Raw genomic sequence first — 17,421 nt, forward strand, 5'->3', positions numbered from 1 at the left:
CCTTGGATCCAGCTGAGTATGTGTCGAGCTATACGGAAGGAGGGAAAGATGGTCTTCTTTAATCTTGATGATGATGAAAAAGAGTTTGCCAGAAAGAAAACGAAATTTTGTCTGGTCATTTATGATATCGTGAGCCATAAGCGACGCCTGAAGCTATCAAAGCTTTTAGAAGGCTATGGTGTGAGGGTTCAGCGTTCCTGCTTTGAGCTGGCTCTTGATAAGCTGGACTTTGACTGCCTTGTGAGGGAGCTGAGGGCCTTTTATCAGGCAGAAGAAGGGGACAATATCATTATCTATCTGGGGCACAAGGAAGAGGAGGCTGGGACAAAAGTCCTAGCCTCTCAATTGTCTTTGGATTGTCGAGCAAGACGCAGTGGTTGAGTGGGCTCTACTACGCTGATTTCATCAGCTTTTACAGCCCTACTCAACTGTGCGGAGGTGGGACGACGAAATCGAATTCTAACGAATTACCGATTTCTGTCCCACTCTCTATGATGGCGCGGAGTTGATAGACGATATTTTGTTCTTTTAAGCTTTGATTTCTGGGCTAGGCATGGTATAATGAGGTTAGGGTTTAACTAGTTTTTAGGGGACACAAGATGTAGTGGTGGGGCTTCTGCGCATCTGTACAAGATATGGCGTTAGACCCCCCCTAAACCTCGAGAGGGGACGGAAACTTCCTGTTCTACCGTCAATCCAGCCGCTTTCGCTTTGGTTAGCCCCCCCCTAAACCTCGCGAGGGGACGGAAACAATCATCTTTGTAATGCTAAAGTGAAATTCCTTATCGGTTAGAACCCACTAATCCTCGCGAGGGGACGGAAACCCAGCCTCGTCAGTTTGACCGATGGCCATGTAATTGGTTAGAACCCCCTAATCCTCGAGAGGGGACGGAAACTCATTAAGCCTGTTAATCTTGATGATTGCTGCCATCGTTAGAACCCCCTAATCCTCGAGAGGGGACGGAAACGAAACGTATAGTCTCGCACAGATACCATTTCAAACGTTAGACCCCCCTAATCCTCGCGAGGGTACGGAAACGGAGCACGGCGGACATTGATAGCATCCACAGTCAGGTTAGACCCCCCTAAACCTCGCGAGGGGACGGAAACAATCATCTTTGTAATGCTAAAGTGAAATTCCTTATCGGTTAGAACCCACTAATCCTCGCGAGGGGACGGAAACAAATTGACGACGACCATTGATGATGACAGGGCGCTTTGTTAGAACCCCCCTAATCCTCGCGAGGGGACGGAAACTCAACTGCTCTAGAGTGAGTATCATTGTAGTAAGAGTTAGAACCCTCCATATCCTCGAGAGGGAACGGAAACGGATTTGCTGATTTTGCTTGTCGATAGTCTGCATGCTGTTAGATCCCCCAAACCCTCGCGAGGGGACGGAAACTCATTTTGGTAATCGGTCATTGGTTTACCGATTTTGTTAGCCCCCTCCTAAACCTCGAGAGGGGACAGAGTAGATGGGGGCTTTTTTACTTTCCCTCAGCTTCTTGCTTTGCCAAGAAAGAAGGATCTTGACTGCTTAAGCTTTTTTAAACGCTTCAAAAAAATTGACAACGCTTTCAAAACTTGATATAATAAGCTGAGTAAATAATAATCGTTCTAAAGGGCGCCATGAAATCGGTGAAAGATTCTTTTGCCTTTTTCGGGCGCTTTTGCAGTATAGAGAGGAGACCGTGTGAAGAAAGTAGAGTTACATTTATCAAAAACAAGACTAAAAGACGAAGAATTGATCAGTAAACTTCAGGGCTTTTTGATGGCGCAGATTTCGCCAGACTTTGCGACCTTTCTACATGAGCAGGAGACCAATCCCTACTCGCTGAATCTGAGCTCCAGGCACGATGAGTCGGTGTGGGTTGTCAATTTGCTTTCAGAAGAGGCGGAACAGCAAATGCTAGCTCCCTTATTAAACTTGGAAACCATCAAGCTAGAGAGCTATGCTGAGGAAATCCTTGTCAAAAAGGTGGAAATCCACTCCTTGTCCCAGCAGAACTTGCTGGATATTTACCAAGATGATGATGCTTCCCACCTGATACGGGTGCATTTTTATACGCCAACGACCTTTAAGCGACAGGGGCAGTTTGTGCTATTTCCAGACACGCGTCTGATCTTTCAAAGTTTGATGCAAAAATATAGTCGACTGGTGGAAGGAAGAGCGGAAATCGAAGAGGAGACCTTACAGTTTTTAGCAGACCATAGCCAAATCACCAGCTATCATCTAAAAAGTCATTATTTTCCAATTCATGGACGAAAATACCCCGCCTTTGAAGGCAGGGTGACAATTCAGATAAAGGGAGCATCCACACTAAAAGCTTATGCACAGATGCTCCTAAGATTCGGTGAGTATGCCGGAGTCGGCACAAAGTGTAGCCTAGGAATGGGAGGGATGAGAATTGAAGAAAGAAAAGGTTGATTGACCCTCACCCTTTCCCCTACCTGATAGACCTGAAGGGAAAACAAGTTTCAAAAACAGAAAAAACACCTAGATCCTGCAGTAATCTGCCTGCTTCTAGGTGTTTTACTTTATTTATCAAACTGTACTTCCTCAATCAGGTACTCGATAAAGCGCTCGCCCATCTTGGACAGGCTGGCTTTTTCGTGCTGGATATAGACCAGCTCGATTGGGTCATCGATATCCAGAGGGATGGAGACGATATTGTCTCCGTTGAGGTTACTGTTGAGAATACCGGTCGCAATCGTGTAGCCGTCCAGACCGATCAAAAGATTAAATAGGGTTGCACGGTCGCTGACGACGATAGATTTTTTATGGTGCTCCTGAGAGAGAATTTCCTCAGAAAAGTAGAAGGAGTTGTGAGTACCTTGGTCATAGCTGAGATAAGGGAAATCTTCCAAGTCTGACAGTTGTACCAGCTTTTTCTTGGCCAGCGGGTTGGACTTGCTGACAAAGATATGGGGCTGAGCTGTGAAGAGGTGAGTCGCAATCAGATGGCTATCATCCAGCATTTTAGAGAGGACATCACGGTTGTAACTATTGAGGAAGAGGACACCGATCTCGCTGCGGAAGTTCTTCACATCATCAATGATTTCCCAAGTCCGAGTTTCCCGTAGAAAGAGCTCGTATTTCTCCATATCGCTTTTTTTGAGCAGGGAGACAAAGGCATTGACCACAAAGGCATAGTGTTGGGCAGAGACGCTAAAAAGCTCGCGGTGGGCGACAGGATTTTTGTATCGCTCTTCTAGAAGCTGAGTCTGCTCCACCACTTGGCGGGCATAGGAAAGGAACTCCATGCCGTCCTTGGTCAAGGTGATTCCTTTGGGATTGCGAATGAAAATCTCGATGCCCATTTCATTTTCCAAATCCCGCACAGCGTTGGACAAGCTAGGCTGGGTGATAAAAAGTTGCTTGGCAGCCTCGTTCATGCTGCCTGTCTCGACGATTTTGATAATGTAGTGTAATTGTTGAATTCTCATAGGTCTATTTTATCACAAACTGGGGATTTTTTCCTGATAAATCAGAAGTTTAGCAAATGTTTGCCTGCTAAAGTTTCCTATGCTAAAATGAAGGAAATAAGGAGGGCGATATGGCCAAAGAGGATGACTATAAAAATCGTTCGGTAGGACTACCCATCACTATTTTTATAGTATTTTTGACAATTTGCTTAATGATTCCACTTGGGAAGGTGATGATCATGTGGGGGCTTAAATCAGCTTATGAGGGACTTGGGCGAAGCAGTGTGTCTTCAACTGTTCGTCAAAAGTCATCAGAGGAGCTTAGGCTAGAAGAGAAAGTTTTAGAGAGAGGAAACCATCGTTTTACATGGACAACTGATGACATCATCAATCTGCAAATTAAGGATACCACTGCTGGTCAAAACGGAGCTTCTCTGGATCAAATCCTTGAAAAGCATGGCAAAGCTTCAAGTTTTTTTTATACTGAGAGCAATGAAAATATTGAATTAAACTATACAAGTGAGATTACTCAAGGCCATCATAGTAGTTTAAGGTTGACATTTGAAAAAGATGGATCAGGTTATCATCTCATTGGAAAGAGCGCGAATATTCTTGATGAGGCCTATCCAAGGTTGCCTCAGGGAGATAGTCCCCATCTATGGACAAAGGATGACATTGCTGGTTTACAAGTTCGTGACGAGAGCACAGGCAATCTTGGTATGTCCTACGATGAAATCATTCAATTATTTGGCCTACCTAGAGAATCAGAAGTGGTTATTTCTCACTTGGATGTGGCAGATAGTCAGCATATTGGCTTGGAACTCAAATACTTAACATCAGATGAAAGATATAATAATGAATGGGTTCATTTAATCTTTCATCGTCAAGAAGATGGCGTCTTTCGGTTGACGACAGTTACTAGTCATATCGATAGAAGAGAAAGATAGGGAGACTGATGGTCTCCTTAGGTAACCAAAGCAAGCAGAAAAGACGGGGAATTTGGGCTTTCTTCTGTATAAACAGACTGAAGTACATTTTGCAATCTTAACCTATTCATGATATGATAAGTTTTTAGACTGATAAGGAGCAGTGATGAAGAGACAAGAAGATTCGTTTGAAGATATTGCTTTTGAGCTAGAAAAGGAAACCCATAAGTCTAAGTTTTTGCCGTTCATGGTAGTAGCTATTGTTGTATTTTCTCTCATTGGAACAGTTTTTTTGACACTTTCTCTGTCAGAAAAAAGCAAAGCTAAGCAGACGCCAACTCCGTCTAGCCAGATTAGTTCGTCATCAAATAGTTTGGAAGATGAGAAAGCTGAAGCAGAACAATTCGCTAAAAGTCTTATTGTTTCTCCAGAAAAAAGCGGTCCCTTTCTTTGGACAGTTGAAAAGGCAGTCGCGCTTCCCATGAACAAATACAAGGGCGGAGCCGTCTTGGAAGATGTTTTAAAGGAATTTGGGAAACCAGTTCAAGGTGGGGCCTGGATTGATTTTTTGCCAAATCATAAAGTTCAAAAACATATTCGCCTTGTCTGGGAATCGAAAAATGGTAGTACGGGCTATGTATCTTTAACCTTTGCTGAATTTGATGGTGTCTATAAGGTTATTTCAAAATACCATTTTAGTCTTTCAAGTGATAAAATTCAGGTGGATAACAATCCTAAAAGATCCTTTTTATGGACGCAAGCATACATCGATAGTCTTGTTATTGGTGCTAGAGAAGGAACAGCTAAAGGTACACCATATGATGAGATTGTTTTAAAAGTCGGCTTACCTCTATATCAGACGATTTCTGGAGACGACAATCAACTGAAGATGCGGGTTGATTATGTTAATCCGCATTCTTGGCAAAATCCAGAACAATTGAAAAGAGTTCATTTAGAATTCTACAAGCAAGGAGATGGTAGATGGCGTTTGGTGTCTAAAGAAAGTGAGTAAACTAAATCGATAAGAAAGAGGAGGAAAATGAGGAGAAGTAGCAAGAAAAAACGTGATCTTCATTCGTTTAGAGAGATCAAAAGAGACCTTTATCGTCAACAAAAGCTAAAACGAGAAGAGCTCAGCACGATGACGATGCAGGAGGAGAGAAAAAGAATTAGCTTGGCTTTTACCCTTCTTTGTGTGGCAATCTCTTTTGCTTTGTTCTTTGGCTTCTATTATTTATCGCAACAGGTTCCTAATAAAGCTGAACTGAAGTACAAATATGACGATAAATCCTCGTCAGTTAGTGGAGATAGCTCGGCTAGTCAGCAAAATGATGATGAATCAAAATTGACCCAAGAACAAAAGGAGCTGAAAAAGAAAATTGTTGAGGAAGATGAAGAGAAGTTTGCTTTTAATTGGACATTGGATAATTTTGTAGAGCTCAAGGTGGAAAATGGGGGGACTAATAGCCCAACTTTAGAAGAAGTCATTGCGAAATACGGTAAGGGTTCAAATGTGAGTTTTACCGAAAATGGATTGACACTAACTTATAAAACAAGAATTGTAGATGTTCCGAGATATGGTTCATCAGGACATCCTCAGGAAATCAATTTGGTTTTTTATGACCCTGATTCGAATGGCAAGAACTATTATTTGATAAGTAAAAGTGCAGTATATTTAGATGACAGTAACTATCCTTCAGCGACGAAAGACGAATTTGTCTTTAAGTGGAAGCCAGAAGATATGGATACATTAAAAATAGGCGATAGCCAGCATGGCAAAGGCGGGATGACCTATCAAGAGGTTGTTGGGCGTTTTGGACTTCCTTCAGAACTTAATATTTATGGAAGTGGCATGAGCGATAGCCCCTTATCACTACGGGCCAATTATAGAAACTTTCGAAATCTAGAACGAAAATATGATTCAGTAACCCTGATTTTCAAGCGGCAGGAAGATGGCAGTTTTTATCTGGCAAATGCAAATAGTGAATTTGACAAGAGCTGGTAAGGCTGTGGTAAGTCGGAGACATGAAAATTCTAATAATTTTTATGCCTTGACATTCCTCATCTCTAACGATATAATGTTTACAATTTAACCTTTAATCAAGTCCAGTGAGGCTGCAAGGTAGGAAAAACGGTATAAGAGGCAATTTGACTGCCTTGTTTTTTGCGAAACCTTGCTGCGGCGAGGTTTTTTCTTGTAGAAAGTGAGGTTGTCATGGTTAGTGATAGTTGTAAAAAGAGATTTGGCAAGATTATGCTGGAGCAGATGGAGCTGCTGGAGCAAGTAGAAATTGCGCCTCAGATTTTTTCGATGCGCCTGAAAGGCCAGATGGTGAGCCAGATGCAGGTCGGGCAATTCCTGCATATCCGAGTGCCAGATGATAGCAAGCTGCTGCGGCGTCCGATTTCTATATCGGAGATTGACCGAGAGCAAGGTATCTGCCGGATTATTTATCGGGTCGAAGGTGGCGGGACGGCCATTTTCTCTCAGCTTCCTGTCGGTAGCTATCTTGATGTCATGGGGCCTCAGGGTAATGGCTTTGATTTGTCTCCGGTAGAAAAGGGCGACAAGGTCTTGATCATTGGTGGTGGTATCGGTGTGCCTCCTCTCTTACAAACGGCCAAAGAACTGCATGCTAAGGGTGCCCAGGTTACAGCAGTATTAGGATTTGCCAATCAATCTGCGGTTATTTTGGAAGAAGAATTTCGTGAGTGTAGCCAGTTGTTTATCACTACAGATGATGGGACTTATGGTCAAAAAGGCTATGTATCAACCATTGTCGATGAGCTGACAGAAGAGTTTGCTGCGGTCTATTCTTGTGGGGCGCCCGGTATGCTCCAGTATGTGGATCGAAAATTTCACGATCATCCCCATGCCTATCTATCGATGGAGTCTCGCATGGCTTGTGGCATGGGCGCCTGCTATGCCTGCGTCGTTCATGTAGCAGGTCAGGATGAAGCGGTCAATAAGCGGGTTTGTGAAGACGGTCCAGTTTTTGAGACTGGGACTATCGTGCTTTAGGAGGATAAGGAAATGACTGAAAATCGTTTGAAAATTTCTCTGCCAGGCTTAGAGCTGAAAAATCCAATCATTCCAGCTTCAGGTTGTTTTGGTTTCGGTCAAGAGTATGCCAAATACTATGATTTGGATCTACTGGGCTCTATCATGATCAAGGCGACGACGCAAAATCCTCGCTTTGGCAATCCAACGCCCCGTGTGGCTGAGACGCCAGCTGGCATGCTCAATGCTATCGGCCTCCAAAACCCAGGTGTCGATGCCGTTTTGGCCGAAAAACTTCCTTGGCTGGCTCAGCACTATCCAGACTTGCCGGTTATTGCCAATGTGGCTGGTTTTTCCAACGAAGAATATGCTTATGTATCTGGAAAAATCTCCCAAGCTCCCAATGTCAAGGCGATTGAGCTCAATATTTCCTGCCCCAATGTGGATCATGGCAATGCGGGGCTTTTAATCGGACAAGTCCCTGAGCTAGCCTATGAAGCAGTAAAAGCAGCAGTTGCTGCCTCTCAAGTTCCAGTCTATGTCAAATTGACCCCCAGCGTAGCAGATATTACCCAAGTAGCCAAGGCGGCAGAAGATGCGGGCGCGAGCGGTCTGACCATGATCAATACCTTGGTGGGAATGCGTTTCGATCTGAAAACGAAGCGGCCGATCATTGCTAATGGAACAGGTGGCATGTCTGGTCCAGCTGTCTTTCCTGTAGCACTCAAGCTGATTCATCAGGTCGCTCAGTTTACCAAACTGCCAATCATCGGCATGGGGGGAGTTGACTCGGCAGAGGCAGCGCTGGAGATGTTTATCGCTGGTGCATCGGCCATCGGCGTCGGAACAGCGAATTTTACTGACCCGTATGCCTGTCCCAACATTATAGAAAAGCTTCCGCAAGTCATGGATAAATACGGCATTGAAAGCTTAGAAAGCTTGAGAAAAGAAGTCAGAGAAAATTTACTTTAAGCTCTATTTTCTCTTGACAAACTTCCCAGTAAATTATAGAATGTTTAAGATAAAACCTTTAAAGAAGTCCAGAGAGGCTCTAAGGCGCATACGTTTAAAATGGCAGATTTTGCCACATTTTCGTGTAACCTTGCTCTCGGGCAAGGTTTTTTCTATGATTGTAATCATCCTTATAGTAAGTAACAAGCAAGGAGAAAAACTGCATGCGTGAAGAACGTCCTATTATCGCCCTAGACTTTCCATCTTTTGATGATGTCAAAAACTTTCTGGAGCATTTTCCTGAAGATGAAAAACTGTACGTCAAGATCGGCATGGAATTCTTTTATGCCATTGGTCCAGAAATTGTGCATTATCTGAAAGGCTTGGGACATAGTATTTTCCTCGATTTGAAATTGCACGACATCCCTAATACTGTGCGTTCAGCTATGTCTGTTTTGGGAACATTTGGGGTTGACATGGTGACAGTTCATGCGGCTGGTGGCGTTGAGATGATGCAGGAGGCAAAAAAAGTTCTCGGTGACAATGCGAAGCTAGTAGCGGTGACCCAGTTGACTTCGACCAGTGAAGAAGATATGCGCGACTGCCAAAATATCCAAACAACCGTGCAAGAATCCGTTGTCAATTATGCCAGAAAAGCCAAGGAAGCTGGGCTGGATGGGGTTGTTTGCTCGGCCTTGGAAGTTGAGCTCATCAAGGCAGCCACGGCGGACGATTTTCTTTGCGTGACACCGGGTATCCGGCCGGCCGGTGCTGAAATCGGTGACCAAAAGCGGGTCATGACACCGCAGGAAGCCCACCAGATTGGCAGTAATTATATTGTGGTTGGTCGCCCGATTATTCAGGCTGAGAATCCTTGGGATGCTTATCACGAAATTAAGAAACAGTGGAATAGCTAAATAAGAATTTTAAATGAAACGAATAACAGATGTATAAGGAGTAAAAAATGACTTTAGCCAACGATATTGCACGTGACTTGTTGAAAATCAAAGCGGTTTACTTGAAACCAGAGGAGCCTTTTACTTGGGCTTCTGGGATTAAATCACCGATTTATACCGATAACCGAGTGACTTTGGCCTATCCAGAGACTCGGACCTTGATTGAAAATGGCTTTGTCGAAAAGATTCGTGCGGAATTTCCTGATGTGGAAGTGATTGCGGGCACGGCAACGGCGGGCATTCCTCACGGTGCTATCATTGCCGACAAGATGAATCTGCCTTTTGCATATATCCGCAGCAAACCCAAAGATCATGGAGCAGGCAATCAGATTGAAGGCCGAGTGGCTCCTGGTCAAAAGATGGTTGTGATTGAAGATTTGATTTCCACTGGTGGCTCTGTCTTGGATGCTATTGCGGCAGCCAAGCGTGAAGGAGCAGATGTAATCGGTGCTGCAGCTATCTTCACCTACGAATTACCAAAAGCAGATAAGAACTTTGCGGATGCAGGTGTGAAGTTGGTGACCTTGTCTAACTACACAGAACTTATCCACTTGGCTGAGCAAGAAGGCTACATCAATGCAGAAGGATTGACTTTGCTGAAGAAGTTCAAAGACGATCAAGAAAACTGGCAAAATTAAGAAGGTACGAGGAGGCGGGACTAGCATGTTCCTGTCTCCTTTTTAGGATTTACTTGGCCTCTGCTCACTTTTTAAAATAGCAAAAAGTGCCTGATTTTGTTATAATAAAGCCATGTCTAAGATTTATCATATCACTTTTTTGATTCTACAAAAAATCATGCTGGTATTGAGTCTTCATTGGCTGTTTACAGCTATTTTTCATGTGTCGCAGTTGAGTAGCTTGGCTCTGATTTTGTTTGGAGTCTTGGCGATCTTAGCGAATCGCTATCGGTTTCAGCTTAAAAAGTTTTATCATTTTCTCATGAGGCACAAGCTGGCCATTGCTTTAGCAGCTCTCCTTTTTCAGCTCATCATGCTCCTATCGGCTGAGCTTTTGATTCGACGGGATGCGGCGGTGGTTTTTACAGGGGCTTTCAAGTATCTGAAAGAGTCCTCTATTTCCAGCTATCTAACGCGCAATCCTAATAATCTGCCCCTCTTTCTCTATGAGCGTTTTTTCTTTAACCTTTTTGGCGATGCAGCGCTCTGGATTATGCAGGGACTCAATCTTTTTTACGTCAATATTGCGTCTTGGATCCTCTACAAAGGCTGTCAGCGATACTTTTCGCAGGCTACATCAGATGCAGTTTTTAGCCTTTATGTGGCCTTGGTCGGATTTTCGCCATACTACATGTCCATGTACACGGATATTCCTCCCTTGCCTTTGATTAGTTTGCAGATTTTTCTGGCTCTCAGTCTGTTGGAAAATAAGGACGATAGTCGCCAAATCATTGCTAGAAGCCTTTTATTAGGAATTCTAACCAGTCTTGCCTTTTTGATTCGTCCGACAGTGATGATTCTGTTGATTGCTGTTTTTGGAGTTTTGTTTCTGAGACAAAACTGGAAAAAGTTTTTCTTGACTGCTGCGGTCTTTGCCCTAAGCTTTTCAGCTGGCTACCTTCCGCTTCATTATGGTCTAGCCCACCAGACTGAAGTGCCGATTATCCAAGGCCAAGGACTGGCCAAAGGGCCACTACTTTTCATCAATCTGGGGCTAACCAATATCGGTCACGATCAGGAGGACATGAAGGAAGGGTTGTTGCAATATGTGGAACCCGACAAGCGGGCTGACTACAATAATGGCATGTTTGCCAGGGAAAATGTCATCAAAGAAATCAAGCGCCGTCTGAAAGAATACACTCCGCTGACCTTTCTACAACACCTGTATTATAAACACTCTTTGACGGTTGCTGAAGGGAACTTGGGTTGGCTCTATCGCAGTGTTGAAAATGAAAAGACACCTTATATTTCACCGCTTTATGAGTTCACAAAAGACAATGCATTTGCTCAGTTTATCCGTGACTTTTTCCTCAATTCTGATAAGAATAGTTTTCGTTTTTATTCGCTGCTCAAGCAGGCAGTTTGGATTATTATGGCTTTGGGGCTTGTCTTTGCCCTTTGGAAATACCGACCAAATGATTCCTTGAATTTCTTAATTTTGGCAGTCTTTGGTGGCCTCCTCTTTTTGCAAATTTTTGAGGGAGGCAAGACCCGTTATCTGATTCAGTTTTTGCCACAGATTTTGATTCTATCTGCTGTTGGCTTGACCCAATATCCGCTCGACTTGACTCGCATGAAATTTTGGGAAAAGAAGGTCTAACTAGACTTGTCAGCTTAGTTGCCCGTAAGTATGGAATGTAAAATAAAAAGGAGACATGTATGCAGCATTCAGCTTGGCACGCTTTGATTAAGGAGCAGTTGCCGGAAGGTTATTTTGCAAAAATCAATCATTTTTTAGACGAAGTGTATGCTTCAGGGACCATTTACCCACCTCGGGAAAAGGTGTTTAATGCGATTCAGACGACGGATTTAGCGGATGTTAAGGTGGTTATTTTGGGGCAGGATCCCTACCACGGACCGAGACAGGCACAGGGATTGAGTTTTTCGGTGCCTGATGACATTCCAGCTCCGCCTTCTTTGCAGAATATTCTCAAAGAACTGGCAGATGATATCGGAGTGAAAGAGTCGCATGATTTGACTTCCTGGGCTCAGCAGGGTGTTCTCTTGCTCAATGCTGGTCTGACAGTGCCTGCTGGTCAGGCCAATGCGCATGCCGGCTTAATCTGGGAGCCTTTTACTGATGCTATTATCAAGGTCGTCAATGCAAAGTCGGATCCAGTTGTCTTTATCCTATGGGGGTCTTACGCCCGCAAGAAAAAAGCCTTGATTAGTAATTCCCAACATTTGATTATCGAGTCGGCCCATCCAAGCCCCCTCTCTGCTTATCGAGGTTTCTTTGGCAGCAAACCCTTTTCACGTACCAATGAATTCTTAGTGGCTAAGGGCTTGGAGCCAATCGATTGGTTAGCATAGGAGGTAGTATGGTTCAGTTAGCAACGATTTGTTATATCGATAATGGGCGGGAATTTCTCATGCTGCACCGCAACAAAAAGCCCAATGATGTTCATGCTGGGAAGTGGATTGGTGTCGGTGGCAAGCTAGAGCGAGGAGAAACCCCGCAGGAATGCGCTGCTAGAGAAATTTTAGAGGAAACAGGTCTAAAGGCCAAGCCTGTTCTCAAAGGTGTTATTACTTTTCCAGAATTTACTCCCGACCTGGACTGGTACACCTATGTTTTCAAGGTGACGGAGTTTGAGGGGGAACTGATTGACTGCAATGAAGGGACTTTGGAATGGGTGCCCTATGATCAGGTTTTATCTAAACCAACCTGGGAAGGCGATCATACCTTTGTTGAGTGGCTACTGGAAGATAAGCCCTTCTTTTCAGCAAAGTTTGTTTATGATGGTGATAAACTGCTCGACACGCAGGTCGATTTTTACGAGTAAAGGAGATAAAAAATGCTACTAATCAAGAATGGCCGTGTAATGGACCCTAAGTCTGGTCTGGATCAAGTGTGCGATGTGCTGGTGGAGGGCAAGAAAATTGTCAAAATCGGCCAAAATCTGGAAGCGGCTGATGCCCAAGTCCTAGATGCTAGTGGTTTGGTCGTTGCCCCCGGTCTGGTCGACATTCACGTTCACTTCCGGGAGCCGGGCCAGACTCATAAAGAAGACATTCACACAGGAGCCTTGGCAGCGGCAGCGGGCGGTTTTACAACGGTTGTTATGATGGCCAATACCAATCCGACCATTTCTACAGTTGAAACCCTGAAAGAAGTGCTGGAGTCAGCTAGTCGTGAAAATATCCATATCAAGTCCGTCGCGACGATTACTGAGAATTTCGATGGTCAGCATTTGACAGACTTCAAAGCTCTCTTGGCAGCTGGTGCAGTAGGTTTTTCTGACGACGGTATTCCGCTGACCAACGCTGGCATTGTCCGCCAAGCCCTCGTAGAAGCACGCAAAAACAATACTTTTATCAGCTTGCATGAGGAAGATCCCAACCTCAACGGCATCCTCGGTTTCAATGAGCATATCGCTAAAGAGCATTTTCATATCTGTGGCGCGACAGGTGTGGCCGAATACAGTATGATTGCCCGCGATGTTATGATTGCCCACGATGCTAAAGCTCATGTGCATATCCAGCATTTGTCCAAGGCTGAGAGTGTAAAGGTGGTCGAATTCGCTCAGAAGCTAGGCGCTCAAGTCACTGCTGAAGCAGCACCTCAGCACTTCTCGAAGACAGAAGCTCTGCTATTGACCAAGGGCAGCAATGCTAAGATGAATCCGCCTCTGCGCTTAGAATCGGATCGTCTGGCCGTTATCGAAGGGCTCAAATCGGGTGTCATTTCTGTCATTGCGACGGACCACGCACCTCACCATGCCGACGAGAAAAATGTAGAAGATATCACTAAAGCACCTTCTGGCATGACTGGTCTTGAGACCTCGCTTTCTCTAGGTCTGACCTACTTGGTTGAGGCTGGTCATCTAAGCTTGATGGAACTTTTGGAGAAAATGACAGTCAATCCAGCTAGTCTCTACGATTTTAATGCTGGTTTTCTAGCCGAAGAAGGCCCAGCGGATATCACTATTTTTGATCCTAAAGCTGACCGTCTGGTTTCCGACCATTTTGCCTCCAAGGCAGCCAATTCACCTTTTGTTGGCGAAGAGCTCAAAGGCCAAGTCAAATATACCATCTGCGATGGGGAAATCGTCTTCCAAGCCTAGCAGACATTCATATAAAATCAACGTTCCATGTTATTTTGGAACGTTTTTCGTATTAAGAAGAATGATTCTTTGAAATAGCATTCCCTTTTTACAGAAAAAACAGTATAATAGTAGAAAAAACATAGACTGGAGCTTTTATTTATGAAAAAGAAGCATCTTATTTTACCTGTTTTGTCGACGGTTCTGTTGGCACCTGCCTTTTTGGACCATCAAGTTGCTGCGGATGAGGTTCAGCCAGCAACTGCTGTAGCAAATGTGAGTGACTCAGCTCCAAAACCAGCTGACACGGATTTAGCACAAGCAGGTGGCGTTTCTGCCGATGAAGCTAGCGTAAATGCGGCCATCGCAGCTAATGCTCAAGATGTATCAGGAGCGTCTGACGCAAGCTTGCCTGAAGCTACCATCCTTCATACAAACGATGTGCACGGTCGTATCGTCGAAGAAAAAGGTGTTATCGGAGATGCCAAACTTGCAACAGTTATCAAGGAAGAACGTGCGAAAAATCCTCAAACGCTGGTTGTAGATGCAGGAGATGCTTTCCAAGGTCTGCCAATTTCTAACAGCTCCAAAGGGGAAGAGCGAGCGAAGATTCTCAATGAAATCGGCTATGATGCTATGGCGGTCGGAAACCATGAATTTGACTTTGGTTTGGATGAAGCCAAAAAATACAAAGAAATCCTCAATTTTCCACTTCTCAGTGCTAATACCTATGCCAATAATGCCCGTGTGTTCCAAGCATCAACTATTGTGGACAAGGATAAGAATGTAGAAGGTGATGAATTTGTCGTGATCGGGGTGACCACTCCTGAGACAGCTACCAAAACGCACCCCAAAAATATTCAAGGTGTGACTTTTGCGGATCCAATCACAGAGGTTAATCGCGTGATTGACGAAGTTGAAGCACGTGCAGCAGCTGAAGGCAAGACTTACAAAAACTATGTCGTTCTGGCTCACTTGGGTGTGGATACTACGACACCAGTTGAATGGCGCGGTTCTACCTTGGCTGAAGCTCTTTCTAAAAACGCTAAGCTGAAGGGCAAGCGGGTTACAGTGATTGACGGCCATTCTCACACAGTAGAGTCCACTACTTACGGTGAAAATGTGACCTACAACCAAACTGGTAGTTATTTGCACAATATCGGTAAAGTTACTTTCAAGGCCAACCAACTTCTGGGCAATCCTCAGCAAATCCCAGCTGCAACAGCTAAAAAAGCTAGTCCAGACCCAGTTGTAGCAGAAATGGTCAAGAAGATCAAGGAAAAATACGATGCAGAAAATGCTAAGGTAATCGTGGCCAATAGCCCTGTTGAGCTTAACGGTGACCGTGAAAATGTCCGCGTTCGAGAAACCAATCTGGGGAATGTGGTAGCAGATGCCCTTTACAAATACGGACAGACAGGCTTTGCCAACAAAACAGACTTGGCTGTGACCAACGGTGGCGGCCTACGGGAAACCATTGCCAAAGACAAGCCAATCACAAAGGGAAGTGTCATCGCTGTATTGCCTTTTGGAAATACCATTTCTCAAATCAAGGTAACAGGTCAGAATATCGCAGATATGTTTGCCAAATCTTTAGGCTCCATTCTGCAAGAAAAAGATGGAAAACCTGTCTTGGATGAAAACGGCCAACCATTGCTAGAGCCAAGCGGCGGTTTCTTGCAAGTCTCTGGTGCCAAAGTTTACTATGACACAACTCTGCCAGCAGAGAAACGGATCCTTCGCATCGAAATCAAAAACAAAGAAACAGGTGCTTATGAAGCCCTTGACTTGGCTAAGACCTATTACCTGACAACCAATGACTTCCTAGCAGCTGGTGGTGATGGTTATACCATGCTGGGTGGTGCGCGTGAGGAAGGTCCATCTATGGACGTGGCCTTTGCAGAATATCTGGAAAGTGCAGATTTGACAGCTTATGCAGCAATCAATCCAAATTCTCGCACGATTTCTATGTCTGCTAGCAAGGATACAGATGGAGATGGTTACACAGATATCGAGGAAATCCAGCAGGGCACTGATCCAAAAGATGCCGCTTCTAAGCCTGGACAAAGCAATCCAGCAAACCCAACCAATCCGACTAACCCAGCAAATCCTACCAACCCAACTAATCCAACAGTTCCAACAAGACCAAGCAATCCAGTGGCTCCGAGCCAGCCTAATCATCCGGTTGTGCCTGAGACAAAACCACAAGAACAACCTTCTGTTGAGAAGCCAAATACAGCTCAGCCAGCAGCTAATAAGGCGACTTATCAAGCTCCAGCACAGGTTCGTCCGACAGAAGTAGCAAGCAAACAAGGAACTCTTCCGAAAACAGGAAGCAAGAATCCTTTCCTTCTTTCTATGTTTGGCTTGGTATTCGGAATGCTGGGTGCAGCAGGCCTGAAAAAAACTCAAAAAGATTAAAAAAATGAGGCTGGGACAAAAGTCCTAGCCTCTCAATTGTTTTTTTGGATTGTCGAGCAAGACGCAGTGGTTGAGTGGGCTATATTACGCTGATTTCATCAGCATTTACAGCCCTACTCAACTGTGCGGAGGTGGGACGACGAAATCGAATTCTAACGAATTACCGATTTTTGTCCCACTCTCATTTTTTTGGATTTTGCTTGGTCAGGTTGATGCCCCAAGGGATTAGGTTTTCAGTTTTATTTCGAATCCGCTGGATATTGTCCCGATGACGAAGGATGATAATAGTTGCTAAGAGAATGATAATCAGGGTAAAGAGGAAATCATAGCTAGGTAGGATAAAGCCTAAAGCAGGGAAAATCAAGACAGATAGGCTAGCCACGCTTGCAGAAACCACGCTAGCGAGGGAAATCATACTTCCCAGATAGAGGGTTGTCACAAAGACCAATATCAGATAGATAAAGAAAGCGGGTGAGAAGCCCAGAACAGCTCCTGCACTAGTCGCTACGGCTTTGCCACCCTTAAAGCCAGCAAAGATTGGAAAGGTATGGCCAATCACGGCCAAGAGACCAAAAATCAGTGGTGAAATCCCTTCAATATGTAGGAAAAGCGGCAGCAGCGTTGCCAGTGTACCTTTGAAAAAGTCAATGGCAAAGGTGGCAGTGCCGGCCGTCTTTCCCAAAATCCGGAAAGTATTGGTCGTGCCGGTATTGCCACTGCCGTATTCGCGGAGATTCTTTTTAAAGAAAATCTGTCCAATCCACAAACCTGTCGGAATGGAGCCCAGTAAATATGCTAGTAATAATCCAATTATCGTGTTCATCATGATTTTATTATACCATGATTTGGAACTTGGACAAAGGACTATGATAAGAATATTTTTAGAGAATTGTCTAGTCTGACGCCTGCAGCTAGGCTGCCTTTCTCCAAAATCACTTAAAATCCAGATTCTATCAGCCTTTAAAGGGTATTTTGTAGAAAAAAACTTTGCAAAATTTATCAAAAACTTGTAAGATA

15 protein-coding genes and 2 pseudogenes are annotated in these 17,421 nt (G+C 44.3%); 15 read left to right on the top strand and 2 right to left on the bottom strand.

Annotation, left to right across the window (positions count from 1 at the left end; genetic code table 11):
* Nucleotides 1-48 precede the first annotated feature (48 nt).
* Together cas2 and cas6 are read left to right on the top strand one after the other, a co-directional pair.
* On the top strand, nucleotides 49-381 hold the full coding sequence (gene cas2 / locus HBA50_RS03515; RefSeq protein ID WP_045496582.1) for a CRISPR-associated endonuclease Cas2: 333 nt from the start codon (nucleotides 49-51) through the stop codon (nucleotides 379-381).
* 1,312 nt (nucleotides 382-1,693) lie between these two features.
* Complete coding sequence (cas6, locus tag HBA50_RS03520; protein ID WP_045496584.1) at nucleotides 1,694-2,428, top strand: CRISPR-associated endoribonuclease Cas6; 735 nt, start codon at nucleotides 1,694-1,696, stop codon at nucleotides 2,426-2,428.
* A gap of 110 nt (nucleotides 2,429-2,538) precedes the next feature.
* On the opposite strand, the gene HBA50_RS03525 is transcribed toward cas6, so the two are convergent.
* Complete coding sequence (locus HBA50_RS03525) at nucleotides 2,539-3,447, bottom strand: LysR family transcriptional regulator (RefSeq protein ID WP_005589634.1); 909 nt, start codon at nucleotides 3,445-3,447, stop codon at nucleotides 2,539-2,541.
* Nucleotides 3,448-3,557: 110 nt separating this feature from the next.
* Here HBA50_RS03525 and HBA50_RS03530 point away from each other — a divergent pair, with 110 nt between their 5' ends.
* From HBA50_RS03530 to HBA50_RS10585, 13 genes and pseudogenes are all read left to right on the top strand, one after another.
* A complete protein-coding gene (locus HBA50_RS03530) occupies nucleotides 3,558-4,373 on the top strand; it encodes a hypothetical protein (RefSeq protein ID WP_045496587.1) in 816 nt (271 codons plus the stop codon).
* A 145-nt stretch (nucleotides 4,374-4,518) separates the two neighbouring features.
* Nucleotides 4,519-5,364, top strand: a complete 846-nt coding sequence (locus tag HBA50_RS03535) for a hypothetical protein (protein WP_045496590.1) — start codon at nucleotides 4,519-4,521, stop codon at nucleotides 5,362-5,364.
* A gap of 27 nt (nucleotides 5,365-5,391) precedes the next feature.
* A complete protein-coding gene (locus tag HBA50_RS03540) occupies nucleotides 5,392-6,357 on the top strand; it encodes a hypothetical protein (RefSeq protein WP_045496592.1) in 966 nt (321 codons plus the stop codon).
* Nucleotides 6,358-6,567: 210 nt separating this feature from the next.
* Nucleotides 6,568-7,374, top strand: coding sequence for a dihydroorotate dehydrogenase electron transfer subunit (locus HBA50_RS03545; protein WP_045496595.1), 807 nt, complete (start codon nucleotides 6,568-6,570; stop codon nucleotides 7,372-7,374).
* 12 nt (nucleotides 7,375-7,386) lie between these two features.
* Entirely contained in the window at nucleotides 7,387-8,325 is a 939-nt protein-coding gene (locus tag HBA50_RS03550) for a dihydroorotate dehydrogenase (RefSeq protein WP_045496598.1), read from the top strand.
* 203 nt (nucleotides 8,326-8,528) lie between these two features.
* Nucleotides 8,529-9,221 (top strand): orotidine-5'-phosphate decarboxylase, encoded by a 693-nt coding sequence (pyrF, locus tag HBA50_RS03555; RefSeq protein WP_045496601.1) that lies wholly within the window; start codon nucleotides 8,529-8,531, stop codon nucleotides 9,219-9,221.
* 47 nt (nucleotides 9,222-9,268) lie between these two features.
* Nucleotides 9,269-9,898, top strand: coding sequence for an orotate phosphoribosyltransferase (gene pyrE / locus HBA50_RS03560; protein ID WP_005589648.1), 630 nt, complete (start codon nucleotides 9,269-9,271; stop codon nucleotides 9,896-9,898).
* Between the two features lie 112 nt (nucleotides 9,899-10,010).
* Nucleotides 10,011-11,537 (top strand): glycosyltransferase-like membrane protein, encoded by a 1,527-nt coding sequence (locus HBA50_RS03565; protein ID WP_045496603.1) that lies wholly within the window; start codon nucleotides 10,011-10,013, stop codon nucleotides 11,535-11,537.
* A gap of 59 nt (nucleotides 11,538-11,596) precedes the next feature.
* A complete protein-coding gene (locus HBA50_RS03570) occupies nucleotides 11,597-12,250 on the top strand; it encodes a uracil-DNA glycosylase (protein ID WP_045496606.1) in 654 nt (217 codons plus the stop codon).
* Nucleotides 12,251-12,258: 8 nt separating this feature from the next.
* Complete coding sequence (locus HBA50_RS03575) at nucleotides 12,259-12,723, top strand: NUDIX hydrolase (protein ID WP_002904550.1); 465 nt, start codon at nucleotides 12,259-12,261, stop codon at nucleotides 12,721-12,723.
* 12 nt (nucleotides 12,724-12,735) lie between these two features.
* Nucleotides 12,736-14,004 (top strand): dihydroorotase, encoded by a 1,269-nt coding sequence (locus HBA50_RS03580; RefSeq protein ID WP_045496617.1) that lies wholly within the window; start codon nucleotides 12,736-12,738, stop codon nucleotides 14,002-14,004.
* 141 nt (nucleotides 14,005-14,145) lie between these two features.
* Nucleotides 14,146-16,332, top strand: a pseudogene (nt5e, locus tag HBA50_RS03585) (cell surface ecto-5'-nucleotidase Nt5e); the annotation flags it as partial.
* 12 nt (nucleotides 16,333-16,344) lie between these two features.
* Nucleotides 16,345-16,404, top strand: a pseudogene (locus tag HBA50_RS10585) (hypothetical protein); the annotation flags it as partial.
* A 181-nt stretch (nucleotides 16,405-16,585) separates the two neighbouring features.
* Here the strand turns inward: HBA50_RS10585 and plsY are convergent.
* Nucleotides 16,586-17,230, bottom strand: a complete 645-nt coding sequence (plsY, locus tag HBA50_RS03595; protein WP_045496624.1) for a glycerol-3-phosphate 1-O-acyltransferase PlsY — start codon at nucleotides 17,228-17,230, stop codon at nucleotides 16,586-16,588.
* Nucleotides 17,231-17,421 lie beyond the last annotated feature (191 nt).

The organism is Streptococcus cristatus ATCC 51100, from assembly GCF_011612585.1.
GTDB classification, from domain to species: Bacteria; Bacillota; Bacilli; order Lactobacillales; family Streptococcaceae; genus Streptococcus; species Streptococcus cristatus_H.

Coding starts and splice junctions, on each gene's coding strand:
- cas2 (WP_045496582.1), top strand. CDS start 49: ATGGTCTTCTTTAATCTTGATGATGATGAAAAAGAGTTTGCCAGAAAG.
- HBA50_RS03525 (WP_005589634.1), bottom strand. CDS start 3,447: ATGAGAATTCAACAATTACACTACATTATCAAAATCGTCGAGACAGGC.
- HBA50_RS03530 (WP_045496587.1), top strand. CDS start 3,558: ATGGCCAAAGAGGATGACTATAAAAATCGTTCGGTAGGACTACCCATC.
- HBA50_RS03535 (WP_045496590.1), top strand. CDS start 4,519: ATGAAGAGACAAGAAGATTCGTTTGAAGATATTGCTTTTGAGCTAGAA.
- HBA50_RS03540 (WP_045496592.1), top strand. CDS start 5,392: ATGAGGAGAAGTAGCAAGAAAAAACGTGATCTTCATTCGTTTAGAGAG.
- HBA50_RS03545 (WP_045496595.1), top strand. CDS start 6,568: ATGGTTAGTGATAGTTGTAAAAAGAGATTTGGCAAGATTATGCTGGAG.
- HBA50_RS03550 (WP_045496598.1), top strand. CDS start 7,387: ATGACTGAAAATCGTTTGAAAATTTCTCTGCCAGGCTTAGAGCTGAAA.
- pyrF (WP_045496601.1), top strand. CDS start 8,529: ATGCGTGAAGAACGTCCTATTATCGCCCTAGACTTTCCATCTTTTGAT.
- pyrE (WP_005589648.1), top strand. CDS start 9,269: ATGACTTTAGCCAACGATATTGCACGTGACTTGTTGAAAATCAAAGCG.
- HBA50_RS03565 (WP_045496603.1), top strand. CDS start 10,011: ATGTCTAAGATTTATCATATCACTTTTTTGATTCTACAAAAAATCATG.
- HBA50_RS03570 (WP_045496606.1), top strand. CDS start 11,597: ATGCAGCATTCAGCTTGGCACGCTTTGATTAAGGAGCAGTTGCCGGAA.
- HBA50_RS03575 (WP_002904550.1), top strand. CDS start 12,259: ATGGTTCAGTTAGCAACGATTTGTTATATCGATAATGGGCGGGAATTT.
- HBA50_RS03580 (WP_045496617.1), top strand. CDS start 12,736: ATGCTACTAATCAAGAATGGCCGTGTAATGGACCCTAAGTCTGGTCTG.
- plsY (WP_045496624.1), bottom strand. CDS start 17,230: ATGATGAACACGATAATTGGATTATTACTAGCATATTTACTGGGCTCC.